We start from the raw sequence: 22738 nt of genomic DNA, 5'->3' as shown, positions 1-22738 counted from the left end.
CGACAAGATCAAGGACAGCGACTACCTGCCGGCGTTCGAAGAAGGCATGAAGCAGCACCTGGCCGAGATCCGCAAGATCGCCGACAACCCGGAACCGGCCACCTTCGCCAACACCCTGGAAGCGATGGAGCGCAGCGGCGAGACCCTGACCCGCGTGTCGCGCATCTTCTTCGGTCTGGTCCAGGCCGACACCAACGATGCCCGCCAGAAGATCCAGGAAGAGATCGCGCCCAAGCTGGCCGCGCACCAGGACGAGATCAGCCTGGACCCGAAGCTGTTCGCGCGCATCAAGAGCCTGTACGACCAGCGCGACACGCTGACCCTCGACCCGGAGCAGAAGCGCCTGGTCGAGTACGAATACCAGGAGTTCGTGCGCGCCGGCGCGCAACTGTCCGACGCCGACAAGGCCACCCTGCGCAAGCTCAACGTCGAAGAGACCACCCTGGCCACGCAGTTCCACACCAAGCTGGTCGCGGCCACCGCCGCCGGTGCGGTGGTGGTGGACGACAAGGCCAAGCTCGACGGCCTGTCCGACGGCGACATCGCCTCGGCCGCGCAGGACGCCACCGCGCGCAAGCTCGACGGCAAGTACCTGCTGGCCCTGCAGAACACCACCCAGCAGCCGGTGCTGGCCTCGCTGAAGGACCGCGACCTGCGTCAGCAGGTGATGGCCGCCTCGCAGTCGCGCGCCGAGAAGGGCGATGCCAACGACACCCGCCAGACCGTGCAGCGCCTGGCGCAGCTGCGCGCGCAGAAGGCCAAGCTGCTCGGCTTCGACAGCTACGCCGCCTACAGCCTCAGCGACCAGATGGCCAAGACCCCGGACGCGGCGCTGAAGCTGCTCACCGACACCGTGCCCGCCGCCACCGCCAAGGCGCGCAGCGAAGCGGCCGAGATGCAGAAGGTGATCGACGCCCAGAAGGGCGGCTTCAAGCTCACCGCCGCCGACTGGGACTTCTACGCCGAGCAGGTGCGCAAGGCCAAGTACGACCTCGACGAAGCGCAGATCAAGCCGTACTTCGAACTGGACAATGTGCTGCAGAACGGCGTCTTCTACGCCGCCAACCAGCTGTACGGCCTCACCTTCAAGGAACGCACCGACATCCCCACCTACCACGACGGGATGAAGGTCTATGAAGTGTTCGACAAGGACGGCAAGTCGCTGGCGCTGTTCTACACCGACTACTTCAAGCGCGACAGCAAGTCCGGCGGCGCCTGGATGGACGAGTTCGTCGGCCAGAACGGCCTGACCGGCACCAAGCCGGTGGTCTACAACGTCTGCAACTTCACCAAGCCCGCCCCGGGCCAGCCGGCGCTGCTGAGCTTCGACGACGTCACCACCATGTTCCACGAGTTCGGCCATGCGTTGCACGGCATGTTCTCCAACGTGAAGTACCCGACCCTGGCCGGCACCGCCACCTCGCGCGACTTCGTCGAGTTCCCCTCGCAGTTCAACGAGCACTGGGCGTCGGATCCGAAGGTGTTCGCGCACTACGCCAAGCACTACCAGACCGGCGAAGCGATGCCGGCCGACCTGGTGGAGAAGATCAAGAAGTCGCGCACCTTCAACCAGGGCTACGCCACCACCGAGTACCTGTCGGCGGCGCTGCTCGACCTGTCCTGGCACACCCTGCCGGCCGACGCGCCGCTGCAGGACGTGGACAAGTACGAGGCCGACTCGCTGAAGAAGTACAAGGTGGACCTGCCGGAAGTGCCGCCGCGCTACCGCACCACCTATTTCGACCACATCTGGGGCGGCGGCTACTCGGCCGGCTACTACGCCTACTTCTGGTCGGAAGTGCTCGACGACGACGCGTTCCAGTGGTTCAAGGAGCATGGCGGCCTGACCCGCGCCAACGGCGACATCTTCCGCGCCAAGATCCTCTCGCGCGGCAACACCGTCGACCTGGCCACCCTGTACCGCGACTTCCGCGGCAAGGACCCCAGCGTCGAGCCGCTGCTGGAAAACCGCGGTCTGAAGAACTGATCGGCGCTGCGCCGATCGAGTGTGTCGAGAACGGGATGGCCTTGCGGCCATCCCGTTTTTTGGTATTGGGTGGCGCCTGTCTGCTGCGGAACCGATGAGCCAACCCGTACAGCGACGAACGTGCCGAAGCATCGGACTTGGCCGGCGAAGAAGAACGCAATGTAACCCACGCGAGACGAGGAGCCGACATGAACCTTCCAGAACACGATCAAGCTCAAACCGCGGAGCAAACGAGTGCGCCTGCAGCGCAACAGGACCCGGCGGGTACCGCGAGTCTTCGCGACTTCTACGAACAAGGCGACGGGCAGGATTGGCTTCCCGCCTTCAATCGTGCCATTGCCCACTTCTCCGATCTTGGCGGCGGCAAGCTGTACGTGCCTAGCGGCAAGTACGATGTCAGCGGTCCCATCGACATCTCCGGTGTCGATAACCTGTGGATCGATGGTTTCGGGCAGGACAACACGCTCGTACGAACGACATCGGCTACGGCAGATCTGTTCTATTCGAATGCCGATCGCAAGTACAGGAAATTCTCCAACTTCACGGTTGGGTCGACGGTGTCCAAGACCGCGGGAGCGATGTTCCGATTTTCGATGGAGCGCCGCTCGATCATCATGGATGTGAAAGTTGCGAACTGGTTCAATGGCCTGAACTTCCTGGGGTTCGAGGAAGTCGAACTGCAACGGGTCAAGATCGTGAACCCCTCCGGCGCTGGTACCGCACTGCTGCTTGGCACGAAGGGGACCTCCGGATCCGGCGCGAACATGCATGTGATCGGGTGCTTCCTCCGTGGCAACGACGACATCGCCCAATCCGCTCCCGTCGCGTTGTGGGGCATACAGGCGCACGACATCGACGCGCTTTACATGCTGGACGCCGATGTGGGCGGGTTCGTCAATGGCGACCTGCTGGTGGATGCCGAGGTGCGGGCGGCGAATTTCTACCTGACCAGTTGCTTCTTCGATGCAACGCGAAACTCCAATTGCGTCACGCTCACCGGCGCTGGCACGAAGCAGCAATGGAGCTTCGTGGGGTGTTGGTTCGCGTCGGCAGGAAAGCTGCAGGGCGGCAGCCAGGATGCGTGCGGCCTGTTCATGGACGACATGGGATCGTATTCGGGCATCCAGTTCACCGGTTGCCGGTTCTTTTCCAATGCGGCCGCTGGTGTCTACCAGGCGTGCACCGGCAGCGTGCAGTTCGTGGGTTGCAGCTTCCAGAGCAACGGCGCGCCAACCGCAAACTACCGCTATGGCTACATGTACTCACCTTCCGCTGCCGCATCTCCAGGCCCGCTGCTGACCGGCTGCCGCTTCGATGGCAATTCCCCCAAGGCAGTTTTTCTGGGTGGACTTGCACGCGAAGTGTCGATGAGCGGAAACGTGATCGACAACGGCATGGATTTCACTTCTGGCACGCTGTCCTACGCACACGGATTCGATGCGACGTCGCATACGGTCGCATCGGCGACGACCATCACGGTCCAACCGTTTCACTGCTACGTGGTGGTGACCGGAACGAGCAATATCGGCGGCATCACCGCGACCTTCGCCGGGCATCAGCTGACACTGAAGTTCAACGACGTCCTTACCGTCATCGATAACAGTCAGAACCTCAGGTTGGCATCCAATTTCACCGTCGCGGCCAATTCTACGTTGACGCTGGTGTGCGACGGCGCGGAATGGCAGGAGGTTTCGCGCTCGAACAATTGACGATGCGGCCTACATGGCAGTTAAAATGCTGCGCAGTGTCAATGCAAACTCCGATCATTTCTTAGCTACTTATACGGAGGTGAATCGGAGGGGGCTGTTCGGCCTGCGATTGCGCTGCGTTTCTGAGTCTCCGTGTAGGGAACTCAGAAAAATGTGAGGGTTTCCTTTCCGCCGAGGCGTCCGTGCCTCACGCAACAATGTCTGGCTCAATGCAGTTGACCGCTTTTTCTCGGGTGGCATGACGCTCACCATTGGGTCTTCGCCTGCACATAGCCTCTCTCGGCGCGCGGCGTCCCCCAGCGCACTATCGCCATACCTTTCGTCACTGGCCCTCCGAGCCGCCAAGCGCGCACTGTCGCGATGGCACGACCCGTGCCACCCTCGCTCATCCCAGGTGCCCCATGACCCACGCCGATCCGCATGCCACCCGCCTGCAGCGCGCCGCGCGCTGGAGCCGCAAGGAACTGCTGCCGATGGTGGTGATGCTGTTGCTGCTCACCGCCGCGCGGTCGTCCTTCGCCAATCACTATGTGGTGCCCTCCGGTTCGATGCAGCCGACCCTGCAGCCCGGCGATCGCGTCGCCGTGGACATGAGCGCTTACGGGCTGCGCGTGCCGTTCACCGAATACCGCGTGCTCGAACGCGGTCGGCCGCAGCGCGGCGATGTGGCGGTGTTCGATTCGCCGCACGACGGCACCCGCCTGATCAAGCGCGTGGTGGCGGTGGCGGGCGACCGTGTGGATGTGCGCGATGGCCATCTCTCCATCAACGGCCAGCCGTTGCAGGTGGGCGCCGCAGACGATGCCGAGCGGTTCGGCGCGCGCACTGCGCGGCTGGACCTCGATGCGGGTGGTGGCCCGGATCTGCACGACGTGGGGGTGCCGCCCGGTAAGCTGCTGGTCATGGGCGATCATCGCGGCGACAGTTTCGATGGCCGCTATTTCGGCTTCGTCGATGCCGACAGCGTCTACGGCAAGGCGCTGGCGGTGTTCTACCGCCGCGGCGAGGGATTCGAGTGGGCGCGGCTGTAGGGCACCGCGCGCAATGACGCGACCTGATCCGTAGGAACGGTTTCAGCCGCGACAGGCGTTACCGGGAGTGCCCGTCACGACTGAAGCCGCTCCTGCGGAGGCAACCTGCTGGTGCCGCGGTGCCGTCAGAAGCCCTCGCACCACACCGCCAGTTCGTAGCCGTCGCGGTCGGCGAAGTGGAAGCGGCGCCCGCCTGGGAAGTCGAACAGCGGGCGCACGATGCGGCCGCCGGCGGCTTCGATGCGCGCCTGGGTGGCGGCGAGGTCGTTGGAGTACAGCACCCACAGGGCGCCGCCGGGTTGCGGTGTGCCGTGGAAGAAGCCGCCGCTCAGGCGGCCGTCGCGGAATTCGCAGTAGTCCGGGCCGTAGTCCTGGAAGGTCCAGTCGAAGGCCTGACCGTAGAAGGCCTTGGCCGCGGCGATCGAGGCGACGGCGAATTCCAGATAGTCGATGCGGTGATGCTGCTCGGCGCGGGACATGGGCGGCTCCTGTGGAAGAGCCGCCAGTATCCATCGCCGGGGCGGCGCCGGCTTGGCGAAAACGGCCAGCATGCGTGCCGCCGTTGGCGAGCGGCGGCGTCCTGCTTCGGTCGAGCGACACGCCGGTTTCCTGCAGCGACGTCGCGCCGACGCCGCGCGCGGCCGGCCTGGGAAGGCCGGCACTGCGCTCACTTCGGCGGCAGCGTGCGCACGAAGGCGGTTGCCTCGCGCAGCAGGCGCGCGGCGAGCGCGTCGTCGGCGAAGGTCTCTGGCGCGACCCTGATCCAGCCCGCCATGGCCCGGCCGCGCGACAGCATCGGCACGATGCCGGGGATCGCCAACGCCCATCCGTCGTTACCCTTGCCGAGCCGCACTAGCACGCCGTCGTCGCGTGCGCCGCACAGCAGGTGGCCGTGCACCAGCCAGGCCCAGCCGCCGAACATCGCTTTCTCGGTCAGGCCCGGCCGCGCTTGGAGCACGTCGCGCAGCATGTGTTCCAAGCCTGGATCTCTGGCCATGTATCACCTCGGGTCCGCGTCTGTCGGCACGGTAACAAATGGTGCCACACGAGGCTTCAGGGACGATGCCGTGGCGGCGCCGTCGCGCTGCGTGGCGACGTCGCAGGCCAAATCAGCGCGCGTGCCGCTGCACCAGCTCGCGCGGGCTCAGGCCGGTCAGTTGCCGGCTGTCGCGCACCAGGTGCGGGGCGTCGCCGTAGCCGGCCTCCAGCGCCGCCGCGGTCAGGCTGGGATGCTGGCGCGCCAGACCCAGGAAGCGCTGCAGGCGCAGGATGCGCTCCAGGGTCTTGGCGCCGTAGCCGAACGCCTCGTGGCTGCGCCGGCGCAGCGTGCGTTCGCTGACGCCCAGCGCGGCTGTCAATGCGGCCAGCCGCGGCGGCGTCGCGCCGGCGAGTTGCGCGAACAGCCAGGCCATCGCGCTGTCGGCCTGCAGCGGGCGGCTGGCGCACAGCGTGTGCAAAGTCGTCAGCGGATCGGCGGTGTCTTCCATCCGTGCCTGCCAGTCGCGGCCGCGGACGCCCCACAGCGCCTCCAGCGGCACACGCTGGTCTGCAATGGCGTGTAGCGGCATGCCGAGCAGGCTGGCGCCGGCACCGGCGGCCAGGCGCACGCCGGTGAGCACGCTGCCTGGCGCCAATCTGGCATCGGTGGCGCGGCGGTCCGGCCCGGCGACGAACAGGGCGCGGCCGTCCCAGATCAGGTCGACGCAGCCATCCGGCAGCACCTGCGTCGCGGCGGTCTCGGCTTCGCCCTGGCGGAATCGCCAACTGCAGCGCAGGCGGTCGCGCAGCGCCGGGGGTGCGTCGGCTTCGGCGTAGCGGGAGGGCAGGGACACGGCGGTCGGTGTGCAGCGGGCGTGCCGCCACGGTAGCAGAGCCCAAGGGCGGCGCTGACGCGCGGCGTGCGCGGCTACCGCTCCGAGGGCCCGCTCTCGTCGTAGCCGCGCGGGGTGAACAGGTCCGGCTGGATCAGCTCGATGAAGGCGCGCGCCTGCGGCGACAGGTACTTGCCCTTGCGCACCACCACGCCGTAGCTGCGCGCCGGGAAGTAATCGCCCAGGGCGCGGGTGGCCAGGCGCGCGCGGTCGGCGTCGGTGAGGCAGATCGAACTGACGATGGACACGCCCATGCCCATCGCCACGTACTGCTTGATCACTTCCCAGCCGCCGACCTCCAGCGCCACGGTGTAGGGCACGCGCGCCTGCTGGAACACCAGGTCGACCAGGCGATAGGTGACCTGGCGCCGCGGCGGCAGGATCAGCGGGTACGGCGACAGGTCCTCCAGGGTCAGCTTCGGCTTGCGTGCCAGCGGATGGTCGTGCGGGGCGATCAGCAACTGCTCGAAGCGGTACACCGGGGCGTAGCTGAGGTCGGCCGGCACGTCGAGCATCGAGCCGACCGCCAGGTCCACCGCGTCCTCGCGCAGCAGGTCGGTGCCGTCGGCGCTGATCGCGTTGTGCAGGGTCAGCCGCACCTGCGGGTGGCGGGCGCGGAAGGCCTCCACGATCTTGGGCAGCAGGTAGAGGATGGTGGAACTGTTGGCGGCGACGTTGAGTTCGCCGGCGTCCAGCCCGCGCGCCTTCTCGCGGAAGTCGGCCTCCAGCCGATCCAGGCTCTCCACCAGCGGCTGCGCCATCTCGTACAGCAACTGGCCCTCGCGGCTGGGCACCAGGCGCCGGCCGCTGCGCTCGAACAACACCACGCCCAGTTCGCGTTCCAGCGCCTGCAACTGCAGGGTCACCGCCGGCTGGCTGACGAACAAGGCCTCCGCGGCCCGCGACACCGCGCCCAGGCGCACCGTCTGGCAGAACGCGCGCAGCGGCTTGAGCCGGTCGGATTTGTAGGGAAATCGAGGGGTTGCGGTGCTTCCCGTGGCCATGGTGTGACAGATATAAGGCTTCCTTATATAAGGCATTGACAAAACTGCTTTGTCAAATACATGTCCTGGAAGCACGGTGGAGCCCCGGAAACATCGAGGAATCCCCACATGTCCGCCCCCGCTTTCGCTGTCGCTCCAGACCCCACGCGTTCCACGCCGGGGATCGCCCTGACCACCTCGCTGGCCGGCCAGGACGCCCTGCTGCCGCCGCCGCTGCTGGCCCTGCTGGTGTCGCTGCACCGGGCGATCGAGCCGGAGCGGCAGGCGCGGCTGGCGGCGCGGCGCGAGCGCCAGGCCTTCTTCGACGCCGGCGGCCTGCCGGACTTCCGCGACGACACCCGCGCGATCCGCGAGGGCGACTGGCAGGTGGCGCCGCTGCCCGAGGCGCTGCAGGACCGCCGGGTCGAGATCACCGGCCCGACCGATCCGAAGATGGTCATCAACGCGCTGAACTCCGGCGCCAAGGTGTACATGGCCGACTTCGAGGACTCGACCGCGCCGACCTGGCGCAACCTGGTCGCCGGCCAGCGCGCGCTGGCCGAGGCGGTCGCCGGGACCCTGACCTTCACCGCGCCGGCCGCGCGCGACGGCAGCCCGGGCAAGCGCTATGCGCTGCGTCCCTACGAGGAACAGGCAGTGCTGATCGTGCGCCCGCGCGGCTGGCACCTGGACGAGAAGCACGTGCTGGTCGATGGCCAGCCGCTGGCCGGCGGTCTGTTCGATGCGGCGCTGTTCGCCTTCCACAACGGCCGCGCGCTGCAGGCCAAGGACCGCGGCCCGTATCTGTACCTGCCCAAGCTGCAGTCGATGGAGGAAGCGGCGCTGTGGGAGACCGCGCTGGCGCACATCGAGGACATGCTCGGCCTGCCGCAGGGCCAGATCAAGGTCACCGTGCTGATCGAGACGCTGCCGGCGGTGTTCGAGATGGACGAGATCCTGCACGCGCTGCGCGGGCGCATCGTCGGCCTGAACTGCGGCCGCTGGGACTACATCTTTTCCTACCTGAAGACCTTCCGCCGGCATCCGGACCGGGTGCTGCCCGAGCGCGGCCAGGTGACCATGACCCAGCCGTTCCTGAAGGCCTATTCGGAACTGCTGATCCGCACCTGTCATCGTCGTGGCGCGCATGCGATGGGCGGCATGGCCGCGCAGATCCCGATCAGCCACGACGAGGCGGCCAACGAACAGGCGATGGCGCGGGTGCGCGCGGACAAGCTGCGCGAGGTCACCGCCGGCCACGACGGCACCTGGGTGGCGCACCCGGCGCTGATCCCGATCGCCCGTGCGGTGTTCGACGAGCACATGCGCACGCCGAACCAGCATGCGGTGCGCCGCGAGGACGTGCAGGCCGACCGCGACACGCTGATCGCCCCGTCCACCGGCACCATCACCCGCGCCGGCTTCGAGGGCAACATCGAAGTGTGCGTGCGCTACCTGGCGGCGTGGCTGGACGGCAACGGCTGCGTGCCGATCCACCACCTGATGGAGGACGCCGCCACCGCCGAGATCAGCCGCAGCCAGTTGTGGCAGTGGCTGCACGTGGGCGGCCTGCACCTGGACGACGGCACCGCCATCGACTTCGCCCTGTTCGACGCCTGCCTGCGGCAGTTGCCGGCACGGCTGGGCGAGCGCGCGCTGCTGCCGGGCGGGGCGCGGGTGGACGAGGCCATCGCGCTGCTGGGCAGCCTGACCCGCGACGAGGAACTGGCCGACTTCCTGACCTTGCCGGCCTATCAGTTGATTGATTGAAGCCGGGAGTGGGGAGTCGGGAATGGGGAATCGTGGAAGCGATGTCCCTGCGTCTGATCCCTGCCGAGCCTTCCAAGCTCTTTATCCGGCACACCCCCACCGTTTCATCGCTGCATCCATTTTTCGAGGAGAACGCCAGATGAGCACCACGTTGCAGACCGCCGAACAGATCCAGCGCGACTGGGACACCGATCCGCGTTGGGCCGGGATCACCCGCAACTACACCGCCGCCGACGTGGTGCGCCTGCGCGGCACGGTGCACGTGGAGCATTCGCTGGCCCGGCTCGGTGCCGAGAAGCTGTGGAAGTACCTGCATGAGAAGGATTTCGTCAACGCGCTGGGCGCGCTGACCGGCAACCAGGCGATGCAGCAGGTCAAGGCCGGGCTCAACGCCATCTACCTGTCCGGCTGGCAGGTGGCCGCCGACGCCAACCTGGCCGGGCAGATGTACCCGGACCAGTCGCTGTACCCGGCCGACTCGGTGCCGGCGGTGGTCAAGCGCATCAACAACACCCTGCTGCGTGCGGACCAGTTGCACCACGCCGAGGGCAAGGACGAGATCGACTTCCTGCAGCCGATCGTGGCCGACGCCGAGGCCGGCTTCGGCGGCGTGCTCAACGCCTTCGAACTGATGAAGGCGATGATCGAGGCCGGCGCGGCCGGCGTGCACTTCGAGGACCAGTTGGCCTCGGTGAAGAAGTGCGGGCACATGGGCGGCAAGGTGCTGGTGCCGACCCGCGAGGCGATCGAGAAGTTGAACGCCGCGCGCCTGGCCGCCGACGTGATGGGCGTGCCGACCCTGCTGGTGGCGCGTACCGACGCCGAGGCCGCCGACCTGGTGACCAGCGACATCGACCCCAACGACCGCCCGTTCACCACCGGCGAGCGCACCGTCGAAGGCTTCTTCCGTACCCGCAAGGGCCTGGACCAGGCGATCAGCCGCGGCCTGGCCTACGCGCCCTTCGCCGACCTGATCTGGTGCGAGACCGGCAAGCCGGACCTGGAGTTCGCGCGCAAGTTCGCCGAGGCCATCCACGCCAAGTTCCCCGGCAAGCTGCTGGCCTACAACTGCTCGCCCAGCTTCAACTGGAAGAAGAACCTGGACGACGCCACCATCGCCAAGTTCCAGCGCGAGATCGCCAGCTACGGCTACAAGTTCCAGTTCATCACCCTGGCCGGCTTCCATGCGCTGAACTACTCGATGTTCAACCTGGCGCACGGCTACGCGCGCCGGCAGATGAGCGCCTTCGTCGAACTGCAGGAGGCCGAGTTCGCCGCCGCCGACCGCGGCTTCACCGCGGTCAAGCACCAGCGCGAGGTCGGCACTGGCTACTTCGATGCGGTGACCCAGGCAATCCAGCAGGGCCAGTCCTCGACCACCGCGCTGAAGGGCTCGACCGAGGAAGAGCAGTTCCATGGCGAGAAAGCGGCCTGACCTGCAGCCAGGCGCGCCGATCGATCGCCCCTCCCTGGCAGGAGGTGGGAAGCCCGGGTTCGCCCGGGCTTTTTTTGCGCTGCCGTCGGCGGAACGGCGCTGTCTACCGCGTGCGACAGATCGTCGCAGCGGCGGCTTGCGATGTCTCTTGCAGGGGCGAGATTGCCTGTGAAACGTATCGTGAGCGCGGCGTGTAGGTGCTATGCTCCGCGGACAGGGCCAGCGACGTCACATTAGGGGGCCGGATGAGCTGCGACAGCGCCGCATCCACCGCACGCGGCACAATTTCCAACGCTGCGGTCGCTCCGAAGCCGAACGAGCTGGCGGTGCTGACCGCTGCAGAATTGCGTCTGTTTTCCGAGTTCGGTCGCGCCCGGACGGTGCGCGCCGGCGATGTGCTGTTCCGCCGTGGCGACGGCGGCAGCGCGATGTTCGTGATCACCAGCGGCGTGATCGATCTGGATTTCGGCGAGGACCTGGTGGTCAAGCACCTCGGCCATGGCGAGTTCTTCGGTGAGCTGGGCCTGCTGATCGGCAACCACATGCGCAGCGCCGACGCGCTCGCCGCCAGCGACGGCGCCCTGGTGGAACTGGACCACGACGACTTCCAGCGCCTGGTCGAGCGCGACCCGGGCGTGGTCGCCTACTTCCTGCGCCGCACGATCATGCGCGTGGTGATGAACGAGCAGACCCTGATCCGTCAGCTGCGCCGGCGCAACCGCGACCTGGAAGCGGCGCTGGACAACCTCTACGCCACCACCCACCAGCTCAGCCAGACCGAGGAACTGGTGCGGACCGACGAACTGACCGGCCTGCACAACCGCCGCGGACTGATCCTGCGCCTGCAGGAGTGTCGCCGCGATGGCCGCTCGCCCGGCCCGGGCCTGCTGCTGATCGACTGCGACCGCTTCAAGCACATCAACGACGCCCACGGTCACCTGGTCGGCGATCGCGTGCTGCAGAACGTCGCCAACATCCTGCGCTCGGTGGCCGGGCCGGACGACACGGCGTGCCGCCTGGGCGGCGACGAGTTCTGCCTGCTGGTGGCCGCCGGCACGGTCGAGGACCTGCGCCGCATCGGCGAGTTCGTGCTCGCCACCGTGCAGAATCTGCTGGGCGTGCCGCACCCGGCGCCGCACATCTGCCCGGTCAGCATCGGCATCAGCCGGGTGGATCCGCATTCGGACTGGAACGACTGGTACGCCAACGCCGACGCGGCGCTGTACGAAGCGAAGCGCCAGGGCGGCAACCGCCTGTACTGGCACGACCTCGCCTCTGCCCCCTGCTGAGTCACCGCGTCCCGCCGAGCCGCCGCCATGACCGATGCCACCGCACCGCAACCCGAGGTCCCGCAGCTTCGTACCCTGCTGCTGACCGACCTGTGCGATTCGGTGGCGCTGGTGGAAAAGCTCGGCGACGCCAATGCGGCCGACCTGTTCAAGCGGCACGACTCGCTGGTGCTGGAGTTGCAGCAGCGTTGGCGCGGCCGTCTGATCGACCGTTCCGACGGGCTGCTGCTGTTGTTCGAACGGCCGATCGACGGCCTCGGCTTCGCCCTGGACTACAGCCGCGGCCTGCGCGAGCTGGGCACGCAGCGCAAGCTCGACCTGAAGGTGCGCGCCGGCCTGCATGTGGGCGAAGTGCTGACCTGGCGCAACAGCGACGCCGCCGTGCAGGTGGGCGCCAAGCCGCTGGAGGTGGAAGGCCTGGCCAAGCCGACCGCGGCGCGGCTGATGACCCTGGCCCGGCCCGGGCAGATCCTGCTGTCGGCGGTGGCCGAGTCCTTGACCCACCGCGCCGCCCGCGAGCTGGGCGAACGCGGCGAGCGCCTGCTGTGGAAATCGCACGGTCGCTGGCGCTTCAAGGGTGTGCCGACCCCGCTGGAGATCTACGAAGTCGGCGAGATCGGCCACACCCCGCTGCGCGCGCCCAAGCCCACGCCCAAGGCCTGGCGCGACATCCCGCTGTGGCGGCGGCCGGCAGCGCTGGCGGCGGAAGCGGCGCTGATCGCCGCGTTCGCCGTCGGCGCCTGGTTCGTCACCCGCCCGCAGCCGGCCATCGCCTTCGCCGAACGCGACTGGGTGGTGGTGGGGGATTTGCGCAATCTGACCGGCGACGTCGCACTGGACGACTCCCTGCAGCAGGCCTTCCGCATCAGCCTGGAGCAGTCGCGCTACGTCAATGTGCTCAGTGATCTGAAGGTGCGCGACACGCTCACGCGGATGCGCCGCGATCCGGAGCACACGCCGCTCGATCGCGCCACAGCATCGGAGATCGCGCAGCGCGACGGCGCGCGCGCCGTGCTGCTGGCCACGGTGTCGGAGGTCGGCGGGCGGGTGCGGGTGAGCGCCGAGGTGGTCGATCCGCGGACGCAGGCGACCGTCTATGCCGAGTCCCGCGACGGCCGTGGCGCCGGCTCGGTGCTGGCGTCGATCGACGCGGTCACCGCATCGCTGCGCGAGCAGCTGGGCGAAGGCGAGGACGTCATCAGGAAGAATTCGCCTCCGCTGCCGAGCGTCACCACCAGCAGCCTGGACGCCCTGAAGGCCTATGCGATCGCGATGAAGTACTTCACCCGGCGCGACTTCCGGACCGCCGATCAGTACTTCGCCAAGGCCGCGGAGATCGACAAGGATTTCGCACTGGCCTACATGGGGTCGATGCGAGTCGAGATCTCCACCGCCAACAATCGCGCGGCGCTGCAGTACCTGGCCAAGGCCATGGCCCTGCGCGACCATCTTTCCGAGCGCGATGCGTTGTACCTGGACGCGTGGGCGAGCGAACTCGGCCCGCACCCATGGCGGCAGGCCAAGCAGAAGTGGAAGATGCTGTCGGAACTGTATCCGGACTACTACGCCGGCGCGGCGCAGTTCGCCTGGGACGAGTTCACCGAGGGCAATTACGCTTCCGCCGAGCATAGCGTGCAGAAGTTCGCGGTGCCGCAGAATCCGCTGCGCGATGTGGCAGTGGAATTGCAGGGTCGCATCTACCTGGCGCAGGGCCGATATGGCGACGCGCTGAACGCCTTCAAGCAGGCCGAGGAACTTGGCGGCTATCCGGCGACCCGGCGCCATGCTGCGGCGTTCGCGGCGATGAAAGACTATCCGGCGGCTGGCAGGATCATGGCGGCGCTGGCGGCATCGGGCTCGGCATTGACCGACCGCTTCGAACAGATTTCCATTCCGCTGGACCAGGGCCGCTTGGGCGATGCCGCCGCCGCCGCGCGGGCCGCCGTAGCGGCGTCGGCGGATGCGGAGCCGGTGATTCGCTATCCCTTGCAGATCGCGCAGCAGGCGGTCGCCTTCGTTACCGATCCGCGGACGGTGGACAGGGCCTTGTTGGCGCGAATTGCCGGCGAAGCGCTGGAGCGCGCGGTCCACGGTGACGCCGGCGATCGCGACGACCTGATCATCGTGGCGATGTCGGCGATCCGCCTGGCGCAGCGCAGCGGCGACCGAACGCTGTACGACGTGCACGCCGCGCAGCTCGCGTCCCTGGTCGCGGAGTCGGGCTTTCCGCCGATGACCAAGCTGCTGTCCTTGCTGCAGGCGCAACAGCTCGTCGACAGCGGAACTCCCGCGCGTGCGGTCGCTCTGTTACGCGAGCAGATCGATGGCAGGGAGCCGTACCAGCTTCACGTCAGCCTGCGCGATGCCTTGCTCGCGGCCGGCGAGAAGAAGCAGGCCATGGCCGAAAACGACTGGTTGGTCGCGCGTCGCGGGCTGGCGTACATCGAACCGATCGGTGGGCTGGTGCTGCAAGCGATGAATGTCGCCGACGCGAACCTGGCGGTGGTGAGTACCACGGAAATCCTGGCCAGCCTTGGCCAGACCGACCAGGCGCGGCAGAAGGCGGAAACCTTCCGACGCGCCTGGGCGGGACAAGCGCTACCGAACTATCTGGCGGTCAGGCTGGCGACGACGGAACCCGCCTCGAAACAGTGAACGACCGTGTGCGTACCCTCGGCGGTGAGGTAGGCCAGCAGCAACTCCAGGGCTTCTTGGATTTCTTCCTTGCTCGCCAGGTCCGACGTGCACAGGCAGGTCGGCTCCTCCAGCGCGGCGGCGACGCGTTGCTCGGAAAGGCCCAAACTACGCAGCGCCGCGCCCGGATCCTGCGCGAACAGCGCGCGGAAGTCGTCGTCGGTGGACAGAAGCGTGAGCAATTGCTGGGCGGTGGCGAGATCGAAGGGCGGATGCCCCTGCGGCTGATCGGTCATGATGTGGTCCCCTGTTGCGATAGCGGTGGACATGCGATGCACGCATGGTGGAGGTGCGGTTGCCACGGGTGCTCGCAGGAACGACCGGGGCCGCGACGGTATCCTAGCAGTCCAGCATCTCTCCAATGTGGCCAATCGATGCAGCGCTCAAACACAGCGGAAACGAGGAATTCATGCGCCTGAGGCGCTGCGCCGTGCTGTTCGTCGAGGCGAGGGAAAGCGTGGCGTTCGACCTGGCCAGCCTGCTGCGGGGCGGTGCGGGCCTGCGTCGCCGGCGGGCCTGGGTCGCCCTGGCGCCGCACCTGGACGGCGAGCTCGAACTGGACGCGGCCGACCTGCCGTTGCTCGGCCAGGTCAGTCCAACGGAATGGGTCGAGCGCGCACAACTGGTTGACCATGCCGATGATGCGATCGAGCGGGCGCTCGAGCGCGGCCTGCTGATCGGCGACGACGCAGGTTCTGCGGCGTTTCGCGAACGCGACGAGGCATTGCGGTCCGCGCATTGGTGGCCGGCCGCCGCAGTGGCGCACTGGGCGAGCCGTTGGCAGGGCATCGATGGGGTGACCGCGATGGAGCGCAACGGCATGGTGTCCGCCCCGGACCTGCGCCGCAAGCTGGGCGCGCCGCCGCCGGAGGTGCAGGAGGTCGGGTCCGGCCTTGCCAGGATTCCATTGCCGCGGCTGGACGATGGCGCCTTTGAGGCCATGCTTGCGCGTCGCGTTACCTGTCGCAATTACGACGATAGCCGCCCGCTGCCGCACGCGCTGTTCCTGCGGATGTTGCAGCGCGTGCTGATGGCGCGGGCGACGCTGAAGGTCCAGGACGACACGGTGTTCCTGAAGAAGAACGTGCCGTCCGCCGGCGGGCTGCACCCGACCGAAGCCTACCTGCTGATACGCCGGGTGGAAGGAATCGAACCCGGCCTGTACCACTACCACCCTGTGGATCACGCGTTAACCCAGCTGCCGTGCCCGGGACCGGACATCGATACTTTCGCGAGGGTGGCGCTGGCCGGGCAGCATTGGTTCGCCGGCGCTCACGTGCTGGTCCTGCTGGCACCGCGATTCAACCGGACGTTCTGGAAGTATCGCCAGCATGCCAAGGCCTATCGCGCGCTGACCCTGGACGTCGGCCACATCTCACAGGCGCTCTACTTCTCGGCCACGGATCTGGGGTTGGGCGCGTTCGTCACCTCTGCCATCAATGATGTCGATCTCGGCAAGGCGCTGGACCTGGATCCGATGCGCCAGAGCGTCATGGCGATCTGCGGCTTCGGCTGGCGCTCCGAGCACGCAGCGACGACCGAGTTCGATCCGGCGTGCGATGTCTGGGCGGCGGGGCCAGCTTCGCGGCAGGCGTGACCATGTTGGACGACGAGGTCAGTCGACGGCGGTAGGCTTCGTCCAATACTGCAGCAATGGTCCACCCGCCCCGAGCAGCGGGTCGCTCTGCGGAACCGGCACCTGCACGATCCGTTGCAGCATCGCGGCGTCGGGCGCCTGACGGCAGATGTCCCAGTCCTGGCCGTCCGGATAGGCGCCGACGACCATGAAGTCGGCGCTGGCCGACAGCCGGCAATGGCCGGTGCCGGCCCGCAGCAGCAGGGCGTCGCCGGCCGCGAGCGTGACCTCGATACCGCCCGGGCCGCCGAGCAGCACACGGGCGTTGCCGCGGGCGACGCCCAGCACCTCGTGCGCGGTGGAGTGGTAGTGGTGGTAGTCGTAGATGCCGTCGCGCCATTGCGGCGGCCAGCCGTGCGCGGCGAAGCGCCGCTCGAAGCCGTCGGCGTCGAGGGTGCCGACGCACTGCCGGTAGTGCAGCACTGGCAGGAACGGGTGGTTGGGCACCCAGTCGTGTGGCGGCAGTTGCCAGTGGTCCAGTGACATCGGCGGATCTCCTGCATGGCCGTTAGCAGTTCGATGCTAATCGGCCGATGTCGTCGCCATGTCGGCACGCGGGACGGGCGCGCGGCGTGACCGCGCGCTGCGCCGTGCCGACACGATCATCCCGGCCGGGCCTCAATGCAGTGAAACGCTTTCCACGTCATCGCGCTGGTGTCTGCCCAGCCGCCCGACCATCGCCGCACTGTCCGGGTTCAGTCCCAGCACCTGGACCTGCGCGCCGTGGCGGCGGAATTTCATCACCACCTGGTCCAGCGCGCCGATCGCGCTGATGTCCCAGACGTGCGCGTCGCTCAGGTCCAGGGTGACCCGTGCCGGCGCGTGGGCGAAGTCGAAGGCACCGGCGAAGCCGCCGGCCGAGGCGAAGAACAGTTGGCCGCGGATGCGGTAGGTGTGGCCGCCATCGGCGTCCTCGCTGCGCGCGATGTGCAGCATGCGCCCGACCTTGCGCGCGAAGAACAGCGCCGACAGCAGCACGCCGGTGAGCACGCCGCGCGCCAGGTCGTGGGTGGCCACGGTCACCGCGACGGTGCCGAGCATCACCACGCTGGAGCTGGTCGGATGGGTGCGCAACTGCGCCAGCGAGCGCCAGCTGAACGTGCCCACCGAGACCATGATCATCACCGCCACCAGTGCGGCCATCGGGATCTGCCGCACCCAGGCGCCGGCGAACACCACCAGCAGCAACAGCACGCTGCCGGCGACCAGCGCGGACAGGCGGCCGCGCCCGCCGGACTTCACGTTGATCACCGATTGCCCGATCATCGCGCAGCCGGCCATGCCGCCGAACAGGCCGCTGACGATGTTGGCCATGCCCTGGCCCACGCATTCGCGGTTCTTGTCGCTGGGCGTGTCGGTCATGTCGTCGACGATCTGTGCGGTCATCATCGACTCGAGCAGGCCGACCACGGCCATCGTCGCCGATACCGGGAACACGATCCACAGCGTTTCCAGCGTCCACGGCACGGCCGGCAGCAGCAGGCTGGGGAGGCGATCGGGCAGTTGTCCCTTGTCGCCGACGGTGGGCACGTGGATGCCGAAGTACAGTGCCAGCCCGGTCAGCAGCACGATCGCCACCAACGGCGGCGGCACGGCCAGGCCGCGCGTCCAGCGGTGCCCGAACAGCAGCGCCGCGGCGCCACCCACGGCGACCGGCAGCAGCATCCACGGCGCCATGCTGCCTGCGGTCAAGGCGGCGCCCAGCACCAGCAACCACAGGCCGATGCCGGGAAAGCTGCGCCGCGACAGCCAGGGCAGGCCGTAGATCAGCAGCAGACCCAGCGCGACCAGCGGGTAGACCGGGACGGGCACGCCGATCAGTTCGGGCAGTTGTGCCATGAAGATCAGGATCGCCAGCGCATTGACGAAGCCGGTGATCACCGAGCGCGAGACGAAGCGCATCAGCGCGCCGAGCTTGAACAGCCCGGCCAGGATCTGCAGCACGCCGGTCAGCAGCGTGGCCGCGAGCAGATAGGGCACGCCGTGCTCTTTGACCAGGCCGATCATCAGCAGCGCCATCGCGCCGGTGGCGGCGGAAATCATGCCGGGGCGCCCGCCGGCGAAGGCGATGGTCACGCAGATGCAGAAGGCGGCATAGAGGCCGATCTTGGGATCGACGCCGGCGATGATCGAGAACGCGATCGCCTCGGGAATCAGCGCCAATGCCACGACCAGGCCGGCGAGCACGTCGCCACGGAGATTGCCGCACCAGGACTGGCGCAGGGAAGAGGAAAACTTCAAGGTAAACGCTCCCGACACCGCCCTGTCGCAGGGCAGCGCTCGCTGTATGCAATGGAAAACCAACAACCTGCGGCCTGCTGTCGAGGCGGGCCGATGCAAGCTGCGGGTGTCAGGGTGGCGTCATGGGAAGCGCGTAGTGAGAGAGCGGCGCGAGCAGGCGCGCGGCCAGTATACGCGATGGCTGCCGCCGCGCCCGCTGTGACCGCCTGTACGCTGCCGCTGCCGCCGCACGACTCACGTTGCGCTCACTTTCGCCGCGCAGAATGTGCGGATCGCAATGCCGTATCGTGGAGTCGGCCATGCAGGATCTTCGCATCGATCATGTCGATGGCGCCTTGTCCGCCCTGGACCAGGCCGACCCGCAGTACAAGGCCGCGCTGTGGCAATGGGCGTGCCTGGAAATGCTGCACGAGACGCTCACTGCCATGCACCAGCTCTCGCACCGCGCCGGCGTGGCCGAACTGGTCGCCGACGCCTGGCTGGCCCCGGTCGACGTCATCGCCCCGGAGCAGCCCTTCCTGGAGCGCGCCGCGCTGGCCGATCCGCGCGTGCAGGCCTTCGCACTGGCGCTGAATGCGGCGGCATCGCGGCAGTCGCGCGCCGACTTGTGGCGCAGCGGCTATGCCAGTGCGGTACAGGCCACCCTGCAGGGCATGCAGGCGCTGGCCGGCAAGCATCGGATCGATGCCCGCTTGCCCGCCCACCATGCCGCGGCGACGGCTGCGGCCTGAGCACGGTGTCGACCATAACGTTCGTGCGCTGCTGCCCCGCCTAGCGACCGTGATGGCGCACTACGCGTTCTGCTCGCACTGACTGTCTGCTCGCACTGCATGGTCTTTGCCGCAAGCGCGGGCGCATTACCGAAGCGACGATGCGGTTGACCGGGCGCAGCGGGCCCTCGTTTGCGCGCGATGACACGCACACCACATCGCGTTCACCACCATGCGACAGCGTGCGCGACAGCCTTGCGCCATGCGTCACGACGACCGCCAGTCTGCGGCCCCTCCTTCCGCGTCCGCGCCACAGCGTCGACGCGCGCGCGATGCCAGCGGCACGTCCGAAGCCGCTGCCTGGTGGCGGCAACTGCGCGCCAGCCGCTGGCTGCGCGTGGTTGCTGCGCTGCTGGCGCTGGCCGCGGCCGCCGTGTTGCTGCTGCAGTGGTACGACCATGGCTGAGGCAGCGCGTCTTTCCAATCCGCACGGAGCGTTCCGCATGGCCCGATCCACCGTGCATGCCAATGTCCGCGCCTGCCAGGTGCGGGAGACCGTGTCCGGGGGCCACGAGGCAGCCACGCATGCCTGGGTGGTTGCCGAAGTGGGGCGGCTGATGCACCTGCCCGTGCACGACGAGCGCTGTGCCGCCGGTGCGGGTGCGTTCTGCGTGCCCGACGACACCCTGACCACCGCGCAGGCCGAGCAGATCGGCGTGCACGCGGCGGCCGATCTGCTGGGCGGTGTGGTGCCGTACGCCTTCGTCGCCACCAAGGCGATCAGCCATCCGCTGATCGAGATCGATGCGCAGTCACCTGACGGGTGGCAGCCCGACCTGGGCGCGGCGCTGGCGTCCGCCACGCTGCCGGGCTACGCCGCCTTCAGCGCTGCCGATGCCCGACGCGCGTACGCGCGCTTGTGCGACGGCGGCCCGGTGCGGCTGAAGCTGCCGCACGGCGTCGGTGGGCTCGGACAGGTGCTGCTCGGCGACGCGCAGGCGCTGGATGCGGCGCTGGCGACACTGCCCGCGCACGCGTTGCGCGAGCATGGGGTGGTGCTGGAACGGCACCTGCAGCAGCCGACCACTTTCAGCGTCGGCGAAACGCACTGCGCCGGCATCACCATCGCCTATTGCGGCACGCAGTCGGTCACCCGCGATGGCAGCGGCCGTGAGGCGTACGGCGGTTCGGAGTTGCACGTGATCCGTGGCACCTTCGACACGCTGCTGGCGCAGCCGTTGCCGCCACGTCAGCGCACCGCGGTGCTGAAGGCACGCGACTACGACCGGCTGGTGGCTGCGGCCTATCCGGGCTTCTATGCGTCGCGCCGCAACTACGACGTGATCGAGGGGCTGCTTGCCGATGGCAGCATCGCCTGTGGCGTCCTCGAGCAGTCCTGGCGCGTCGGCGGCGCCACGCCGGCGGAACTGGCCGCGGTCGCTGCGTTCCAGCAGTCGCCGGCGCTGCAACGCGTGGTCGCCGCCACCGTCGAGCGCTATGGCGCGCATCCGCCGCCGCCGGCCGGGGCGCAGGTGTACTACGTGGGCGAAGAGCCGCGCACCGGTCTGCTGACCAAGTACCGCTACATGCGCAGCGTGACCTGACCATGGAAGCTGAACTTTCCAGCATCGACATCCCGGTCGACGGCGCGGCGCTCAGCGGCACCTTGCTGACCCCGACCAGCCGCCTGCCCGGCGTGCTGTTCGTGCACGGCTGGGGCGGCAACCAGCATCACAATCTGGTGCGCGCGCGCGAGGCGGCTGGCCTGGGTTGCGTGTGCCTAACCTTCGACCTGCGCGGCCACGAAGGCCTGGCCGCGATGCGCGAGACGGTGACGCGCGCGCAGAACCTGGACGACATCAAGGCCGCCTACGATCGCCTGGCGGCGTCGCCGCAGGTGGATCCGGACGCGCTCGCGGTCGTTGGGCTGAGCTACGGGGGTTACCTGGCCGCGTTGCTGACGCTGGAGCGGCCGGTGGAGTGGCTGGCCCTGCGCTCGCCGGCACTGTACAAGGACGCGCACTGGGACGGTCCGAAAGTCGCGCTGAACCGCGATCCCGATCTGATGCCCTACCGCAACCGCGTGGTGACGCCGGCGGACAACCGCGCGCTGGCGGCCTGCCAGCGCTATCGTGGCGATGTGCTGCTGGTGGAGGCCGAGCGCGACGTGATCGTGCCCGGGCAGGTGCTGCGCAACTACGCGGCAGCGTTCTCCAACGCGCGTTCGCTGACCACGCGCACGATCGCCGGCGCCGATCATGCGCTGACCGAAAAAGCGCACCAGGCCGCCTACACGCGCCACCTGATCGACTGGCTGACCGACATGGTGATCGGGCGCCGCGTGGCCCTGGCCAGCCGCGTGGTCGAACAGCGCAAGCAGCGCCTCAAGCGCAGCGAGGGCGAGGCGGCGACGGCGCCGGGCAAGGGATCGAACGCGTTCCATGGGCGCCTGGAGGCGAAAGAGCGCAGCGCTTCGCCGCCCACGTCGTCGCGTTGAACCATGTAGCGTGGGGGAGCGCACGACAGCAAACCCGCGGCGCAGGCCGCGGTGTGCCATGCACGCGATGGTGTGCTGTCCTGTTTGTCGCGCTGCGCCGGCACGCGGCGCCTTGTGGGCGCCTTCAGTAACGACCGAAGCCTCGTCGTAGGAGCGGCTTCAGCCGCGACAGGCATTCTCGGTAACGCCCGTCGCGGCTGAAGCCGATGCTACGCGGGCAACGACGAGATGTCCCGCTGCGCGAGGCGCTCCTCAGTGACAACGCCCCGAATGCGCCAGGTGCTGCCAGGCATGCCGCACCAGCCAGCGCGCCTCGTCCCATGGCACCGACAGCATCGGCGCGCACTGGTGATAAGCGTCCTGCAGCACGCGGTACAGCTGCGCCTCGTTGGCGCGCGGGTAGGCCAGGTACACGTCATAGCCGATCTTCAGCAGTTGCGCGTAGTCGGCGAAGCCCTGGCGGCCGAGACGGCCCTCGGCATGGGCCTGCTGCCAGTACGCCATCTCGGCGTCCAGATCGATGCTGACGCGAGCGAGGGTCGGTTGGTCAAGCGCGGAGACGGTGTGCATCACATCACCCCGGTGTCGACGGAACCCCTGTGGGCTGGATGCTAACCCGGGACTGAACGCCCCCTGTGAGCATTGCGTTTGCTGGGCGTGAAGACTCGCGGCGACGTGGCGGCGGATCCAAGGTCCTGGGATGGCTTGCTCCCTTCGCGAGTCCAAGCAATCCGTATCGCGGTTGCTGTCACCCCGCCCATGGGCGGGCCGCCATGCTCCCGCCACAGCGCCGCCCGCCATGCTGCACTGCAGCTTGCGCCGAAATAATGATGATCTATAACTATTATCAGTCCTAAGTGATCCGCTCTCTCCCCCCTCCCTATG

Annotated in this window: 20 protein-coding genes; 12 read left to right on the top strand and 8 right to left on the bottom strand. The window is 68.1% G+C overall.

Annotation, left to right across the window (positions count from 1 at the left end; translation table 11 throughout):
* From dcp to lepB, 3 genes are all read left to right on the top strand, one after another.
* Positions 1–1987, top strand: a 1987-nt coding sequence (dcp, locus tag CEK66_RS01550) for a peptidyl-dipeptidase Dcp (protein WP_148830008.1), incomplete at its 5' end; no start/stop codon positions are given.
* 188 nt (positions 1988–2175) lie between these two features.
* Complete coding sequence (locus CEK66_RS01545) at positions 2176–3696, top strand: glycosyl hydrolase family 28-related protein (RefSeq protein WP_152235726.1); 1521 nt, start codon at positions 2176–2178, stop codon at positions 3694–3696.
* Between the two features lie 401 nt (positions 3697–4097).
* Entirely contained in the window at positions 4098–4727 is a 630-nt protein-coding gene (gene lepB, locus CEK66_RS01540) for a signal peptidase I (protein ID WP_152235725.1), read from the top strand.
* A gap of 125 nt (positions 4728–4852) precedes the next feature.
* Here the strand turns inward: lepB and CEK66_RS01535 are convergent, their stop codons facing one another.
* From CEK66_RS01535 to CEK66_RS01520, 4 genes are all read right to left on the bottom strand, one after another.
* Positions 4853–5206: a VOC family protein gene (locus CEK66_RS01535; protein WP_152235724.1), complete on the bottom strand. Its 354-nt coding sequence runs from the start codon at positions 5204–5206 to the stop codon at positions 4853–4855.
* Positions 5207–5394: 188 nt separating this feature from the next.
* Complete coding sequence (locus CEK66_RS01530; protein WP_226978459.1) at positions 5395–5697, bottom strand: TfoX/Sxy family protein; 303 nt, start codon at positions 5695–5697, stop codon at positions 5395–5397.
* 139 nt (positions 5698–5836) lie between these two features.
* Complete coding sequence (locus CEK66_RS01525) at positions 5837–6559, bottom strand: helix-turn-helix domain-containing protein (RefSeq protein WP_152235723.1); 723 nt, start codon at positions 6557–6559, stop codon at positions 5837–5839.
* 74 nt (positions 6560–6633) lie between these two features.
* Entirely contained in the window at positions 6634–7602 is a 969-nt protein-coding gene (locus CEK66_RS01520; protein WP_152235722.1) for a LysR family transcriptional regulator, read from the bottom strand.
* 108 nt (positions 7603–7710) lie between these two features.
* Here CEK66_RS01520 and aceB point away from each other — a divergent pair, with 108 nt between their 5' ends.
* The 4 genes from aceB (at position 7711) to CEK66_RS01500 (ending at position 14730) form a co-directional block, all read left to right on the top strand.
* On the top strand, positions 7711–9351 hold the full coding sequence (aceB, locus tag CEK66_RS01515; protein ID WP_152235721.1) for a malate synthase A: 1641 nt from the start codon (positions 7711–7713) through the stop codon (positions 9349–9351).
* 139 nt (positions 9352–9490) lie between these two features.
* Positions 9491–10786 carry an isocitrate lyase gene (aceA, locus tag CEK66_RS01510; protein WP_152235720.1) on the top strand — a complete coding sequence of 432 codons (1296 nt, stop codon included), beginning with the start codon at positions 9491–9493 and terminating at the stop codon, positions 10784–10786.
* Positions 10787–11031: 245 nt separating this feature from the next.
* Complete coding sequence (locus CEK66_RS01505; RefSeq protein WP_017908068.1) at positions 11032–12075, top strand: GGDEF domain-containing protein; 1044 nt, start codon at positions 11032–11034, stop codon at positions 12073–12075.
* A 27-nt stretch (positions 12076–12102) separates the two neighbouring features.
* The gene (locus tag CEK66_RS01500; RefSeq protein ID WP_152235719.1) at positions 12103–14730 is read left to right on the top strand and encodes a putative peptide modification system cyclase; all 2628 of its coding nucleotides are present in this window, start codon (positions 12103–12105) and stop codon (positions 14728–14730) included.
* Here the strand turns inward: CEK66_RS01500 and CEK66_RS01495 are convergent.
* Positions 14682–15005: an NHLP-related RiPP peptide gene (locus CEK66_RS01495; protein WP_026144210.1), complete on the bottom strand. Its 324-nt coding sequence runs from the start codon at positions 15003–15005 to the stop codon at positions 14682–14684. The genes CEK66_RS01500 and CEK66_RS01495 overlap by 49 nt on opposite strands.
* Before the next feature lie 125 nt (positions 15006–15130).
* On the opposite strand from CEK66_RS01495, the gene CEK66_RS01490 reads away from it, so the two are divergent.
* Positions 15131–16366, top strand: a complete 1236-nt coding sequence (locus CEK66_RS01490; protein WP_226978458.1) for a putative peptide maturation dehydrogenase — start codon at positions 15131–15133, stop codon at positions 16364–16366.
* A gap of 18 nt (positions 16367–16384) precedes the next feature.
* Here the strand turns inward: CEK66_RS01490 and CEK66_RS01485 are convergent, their stop codons facing one another.
* Together CEK66_RS01485 and CEK66_RS01480 are read right to left on the bottom strand one after the other, a co-directional pair.
* Entirely contained in the window at positions 16385–16891 is a 507-nt protein-coding gene (locus CEK66_RS01485) for a cupin (protein WP_152235717.1), read from the bottom strand.
* A 132-nt stretch (positions 16892–17023) separates the two neighbouring features.
* Complete coding sequence (locus CEK66_RS01480; protein WP_152235716.1) at positions 17024–18646, bottom strand: SulP family inorganic anion transporter; 1623 nt, start codon at positions 18644–18646, stop codon at positions 17024–17026.
* A gap of 299 nt (positions 18647–18945) precedes the next feature.
* Between CEK66_RS01480 and CEK66_RS01475 the strand changes: the two genes are divergently transcribed.
* The 4 genes from CEK66_RS01475 to CEK66_RS01460 all read left to right on the top strand — a co-directional run bounded on the left by CEK66_RS01475 (position 18946) and on the right by CEK66_RS01460 (position 21853).
* Positions 18946–19377 (top strand): hypothetical protein, encoded by a 432-nt coding sequence (locus tag CEK66_RS01475; RefSeq protein ID WP_017911874.1) that lies wholly within the window; start codon positions 18946–18948, stop codon positions 19375–19377.
* A gap of 241 nt (positions 19378–19618) precedes the next feature.
* A complete protein-coding gene (locus tag CEK66_RS01470) occupies positions 19619–19822 on the top strand; it encodes a hypothetical protein (RefSeq protein ID WP_152182346.1) in 204 nt (67 codons plus the stop codon).
* A gap of 37 nt (positions 19823–19859) precedes the next feature.
* A complete protein-coding gene (locus CEK66_RS01465) occupies positions 19860–20960 on the top strand; it encodes a DUF3182 family protein (RefSeq protein WP_152235715.1) in 1101 nt (366 codons plus the stop codon).
* 2 nt (positions 20961–20962) lie between these two features.
* The gene (locus CEK66_RS01460) at positions 20963–21853 is read left to right on the top strand and encodes an alpha/beta fold hydrolase (protein ID WP_152235714.1); all 891 of its coding nucleotides are present in this window, start codon (positions 20963–20965) and stop codon (positions 21851–21853) included.
* Positions 21854–22105: 252 nt separating this feature from the next.
* On the opposite strand, the gene CEK66_RS01455 is transcribed toward CEK66_RS01460, so the two are convergent.
* Positions 22106–22423, bottom strand: a complete 318-nt coding sequence (locus tag CEK66_RS01455; protein ID WP_152235713.1) for a hypothetical protein — start codon at positions 22421–22423, stop codon at positions 22106–22108.
* Positions 22424–22738: the final 315 nt, after the last annotated feature.

Origin of the sequence: Xanthomonas sp. LMG 12460, from assembly GCF_009192895.1 — a bacterium.
GTDB classification, from domain to species: Bacteria; Pseudomonadota; Gammaproteobacteria; order Xanthomonadales; family Xanthomonadaceae; genus Xanthomonas_A; species Xanthomonas_A sontii.
The sequence above is the reverse complement of the archived record's forward strand: the minus strand, read 5'-3'. Positions and strand labels throughout refer to the sequence as shown.

Coding starts and splice junctions, on each gene's coding strand:
- CEK66_RS01545 (WP_152235726.1), top strand. CDS start 2,176: ATGAACCTTCCAGAACACGATCAAGCTCAAACCGCGGAGCAAACGAGT.
- lepB (WP_152235725.1), top strand. CDS start 4,098: ATGACCCACGCCGATCCGCATGCCACCCGCCTGCAGCGCGCCGCGCGC.
- CEK66_RS01535 (WP_152235724.1), bottom strand. CDS start 5,206: ATGTCCCGCGCCGAGCAGCATCACCGCATCGACTATCTGGAATTCGCC.
- CEK66_RS01530 (WP_226978459.1), bottom strand. CDS start 5,697: ATGCTGCGCGACGTGCTCCAAGCGCGGCCGGGCCTGACCGAGAAAGCG.
- CEK66_RS01520 (WP_152235722.1), bottom strand. CDS start 7,602: ATGGCCACGGGAAGCACCGCAACCCCTCGATTTCCCTACAAATCCGAC.
- aceB (WP_152235721.1), top strand. CDS start 7,711: ATGTCCGCCCCCGCTTTCGCTGTCGCTCCAGACCCCACGCGTTCCACG.
- aceA (WP_152235720.1), top strand. CDS start 9,491: ATGAGCACCACGTTGCAGACCGCCGAACAGATCCAGCGCGACTGGGAC.
- CEK66_RS01505 (WP_017908068.1), top strand. CDS start 11,032: ATGAGCTGCGACAGCGCCGCATCCACCGCACGCGGCACAATTTCCAAC.
- CEK66_RS01500 (WP_152235719.1), top strand. CDS start 12,103: ATGACCGATGCCACCGCACCGCAACCCGAGGTCCCGCAGCTTCGTACC.
- CEK66_RS01495 (WP_026144210.1), bottom strand. CDS start 15,005: ATGACCGATCAGCCGCAGGGGCATCCGCCCTTCGATCTCGCCACCGCC.
- CEK66_RS01490 (WP_226978458.1), top strand. CDS start 15,131: ATGTGGCCAATCGATGCAGCGCTCAAACACAGCGGAAACGAGGAATTC.
- CEK66_RS01485 (WP_152235717.1), bottom strand. CDS start 16,891: ATGTCACTGGACCACTGGCAACTGCCGCCACACGACTGGGTGCCCAAC.
- CEK66_RS01475 (WP_017911874.1), top strand. CDS start 18,946: ATGCAGGATCTTCGCATCGATCATGTCGATGGCGCCTTGTCCGCCCTG.
- CEK66_RS01470 (WP_152182346.1), top strand. CDS start 19,619: ATGCGTCACGACGACCGCCAGTCTGCGGCCCCTCCTTCCGCGTCCGCG.
- CEK66_RS01465 (WP_152235715.1), top strand. CDS start 19,860: ATGGCCCGATCCACCGTGCATGCCAATGTCCGCGCCTGCCAGGTGCGG.
- CEK66_RS01460 (WP_152235714.1), top strand. CDS start 20,963: ATGGAAGCTGAACTTTCCAGCATCGACATCCCGGTCGACGGCGCGGCG.
- CEK66_RS01455 (WP_152235713.1), bottom strand. CDS start 22,423: ATGCACACCGTCTCCGCGCTTGACCAACCGACCCTCGCTCGCGTCAGC.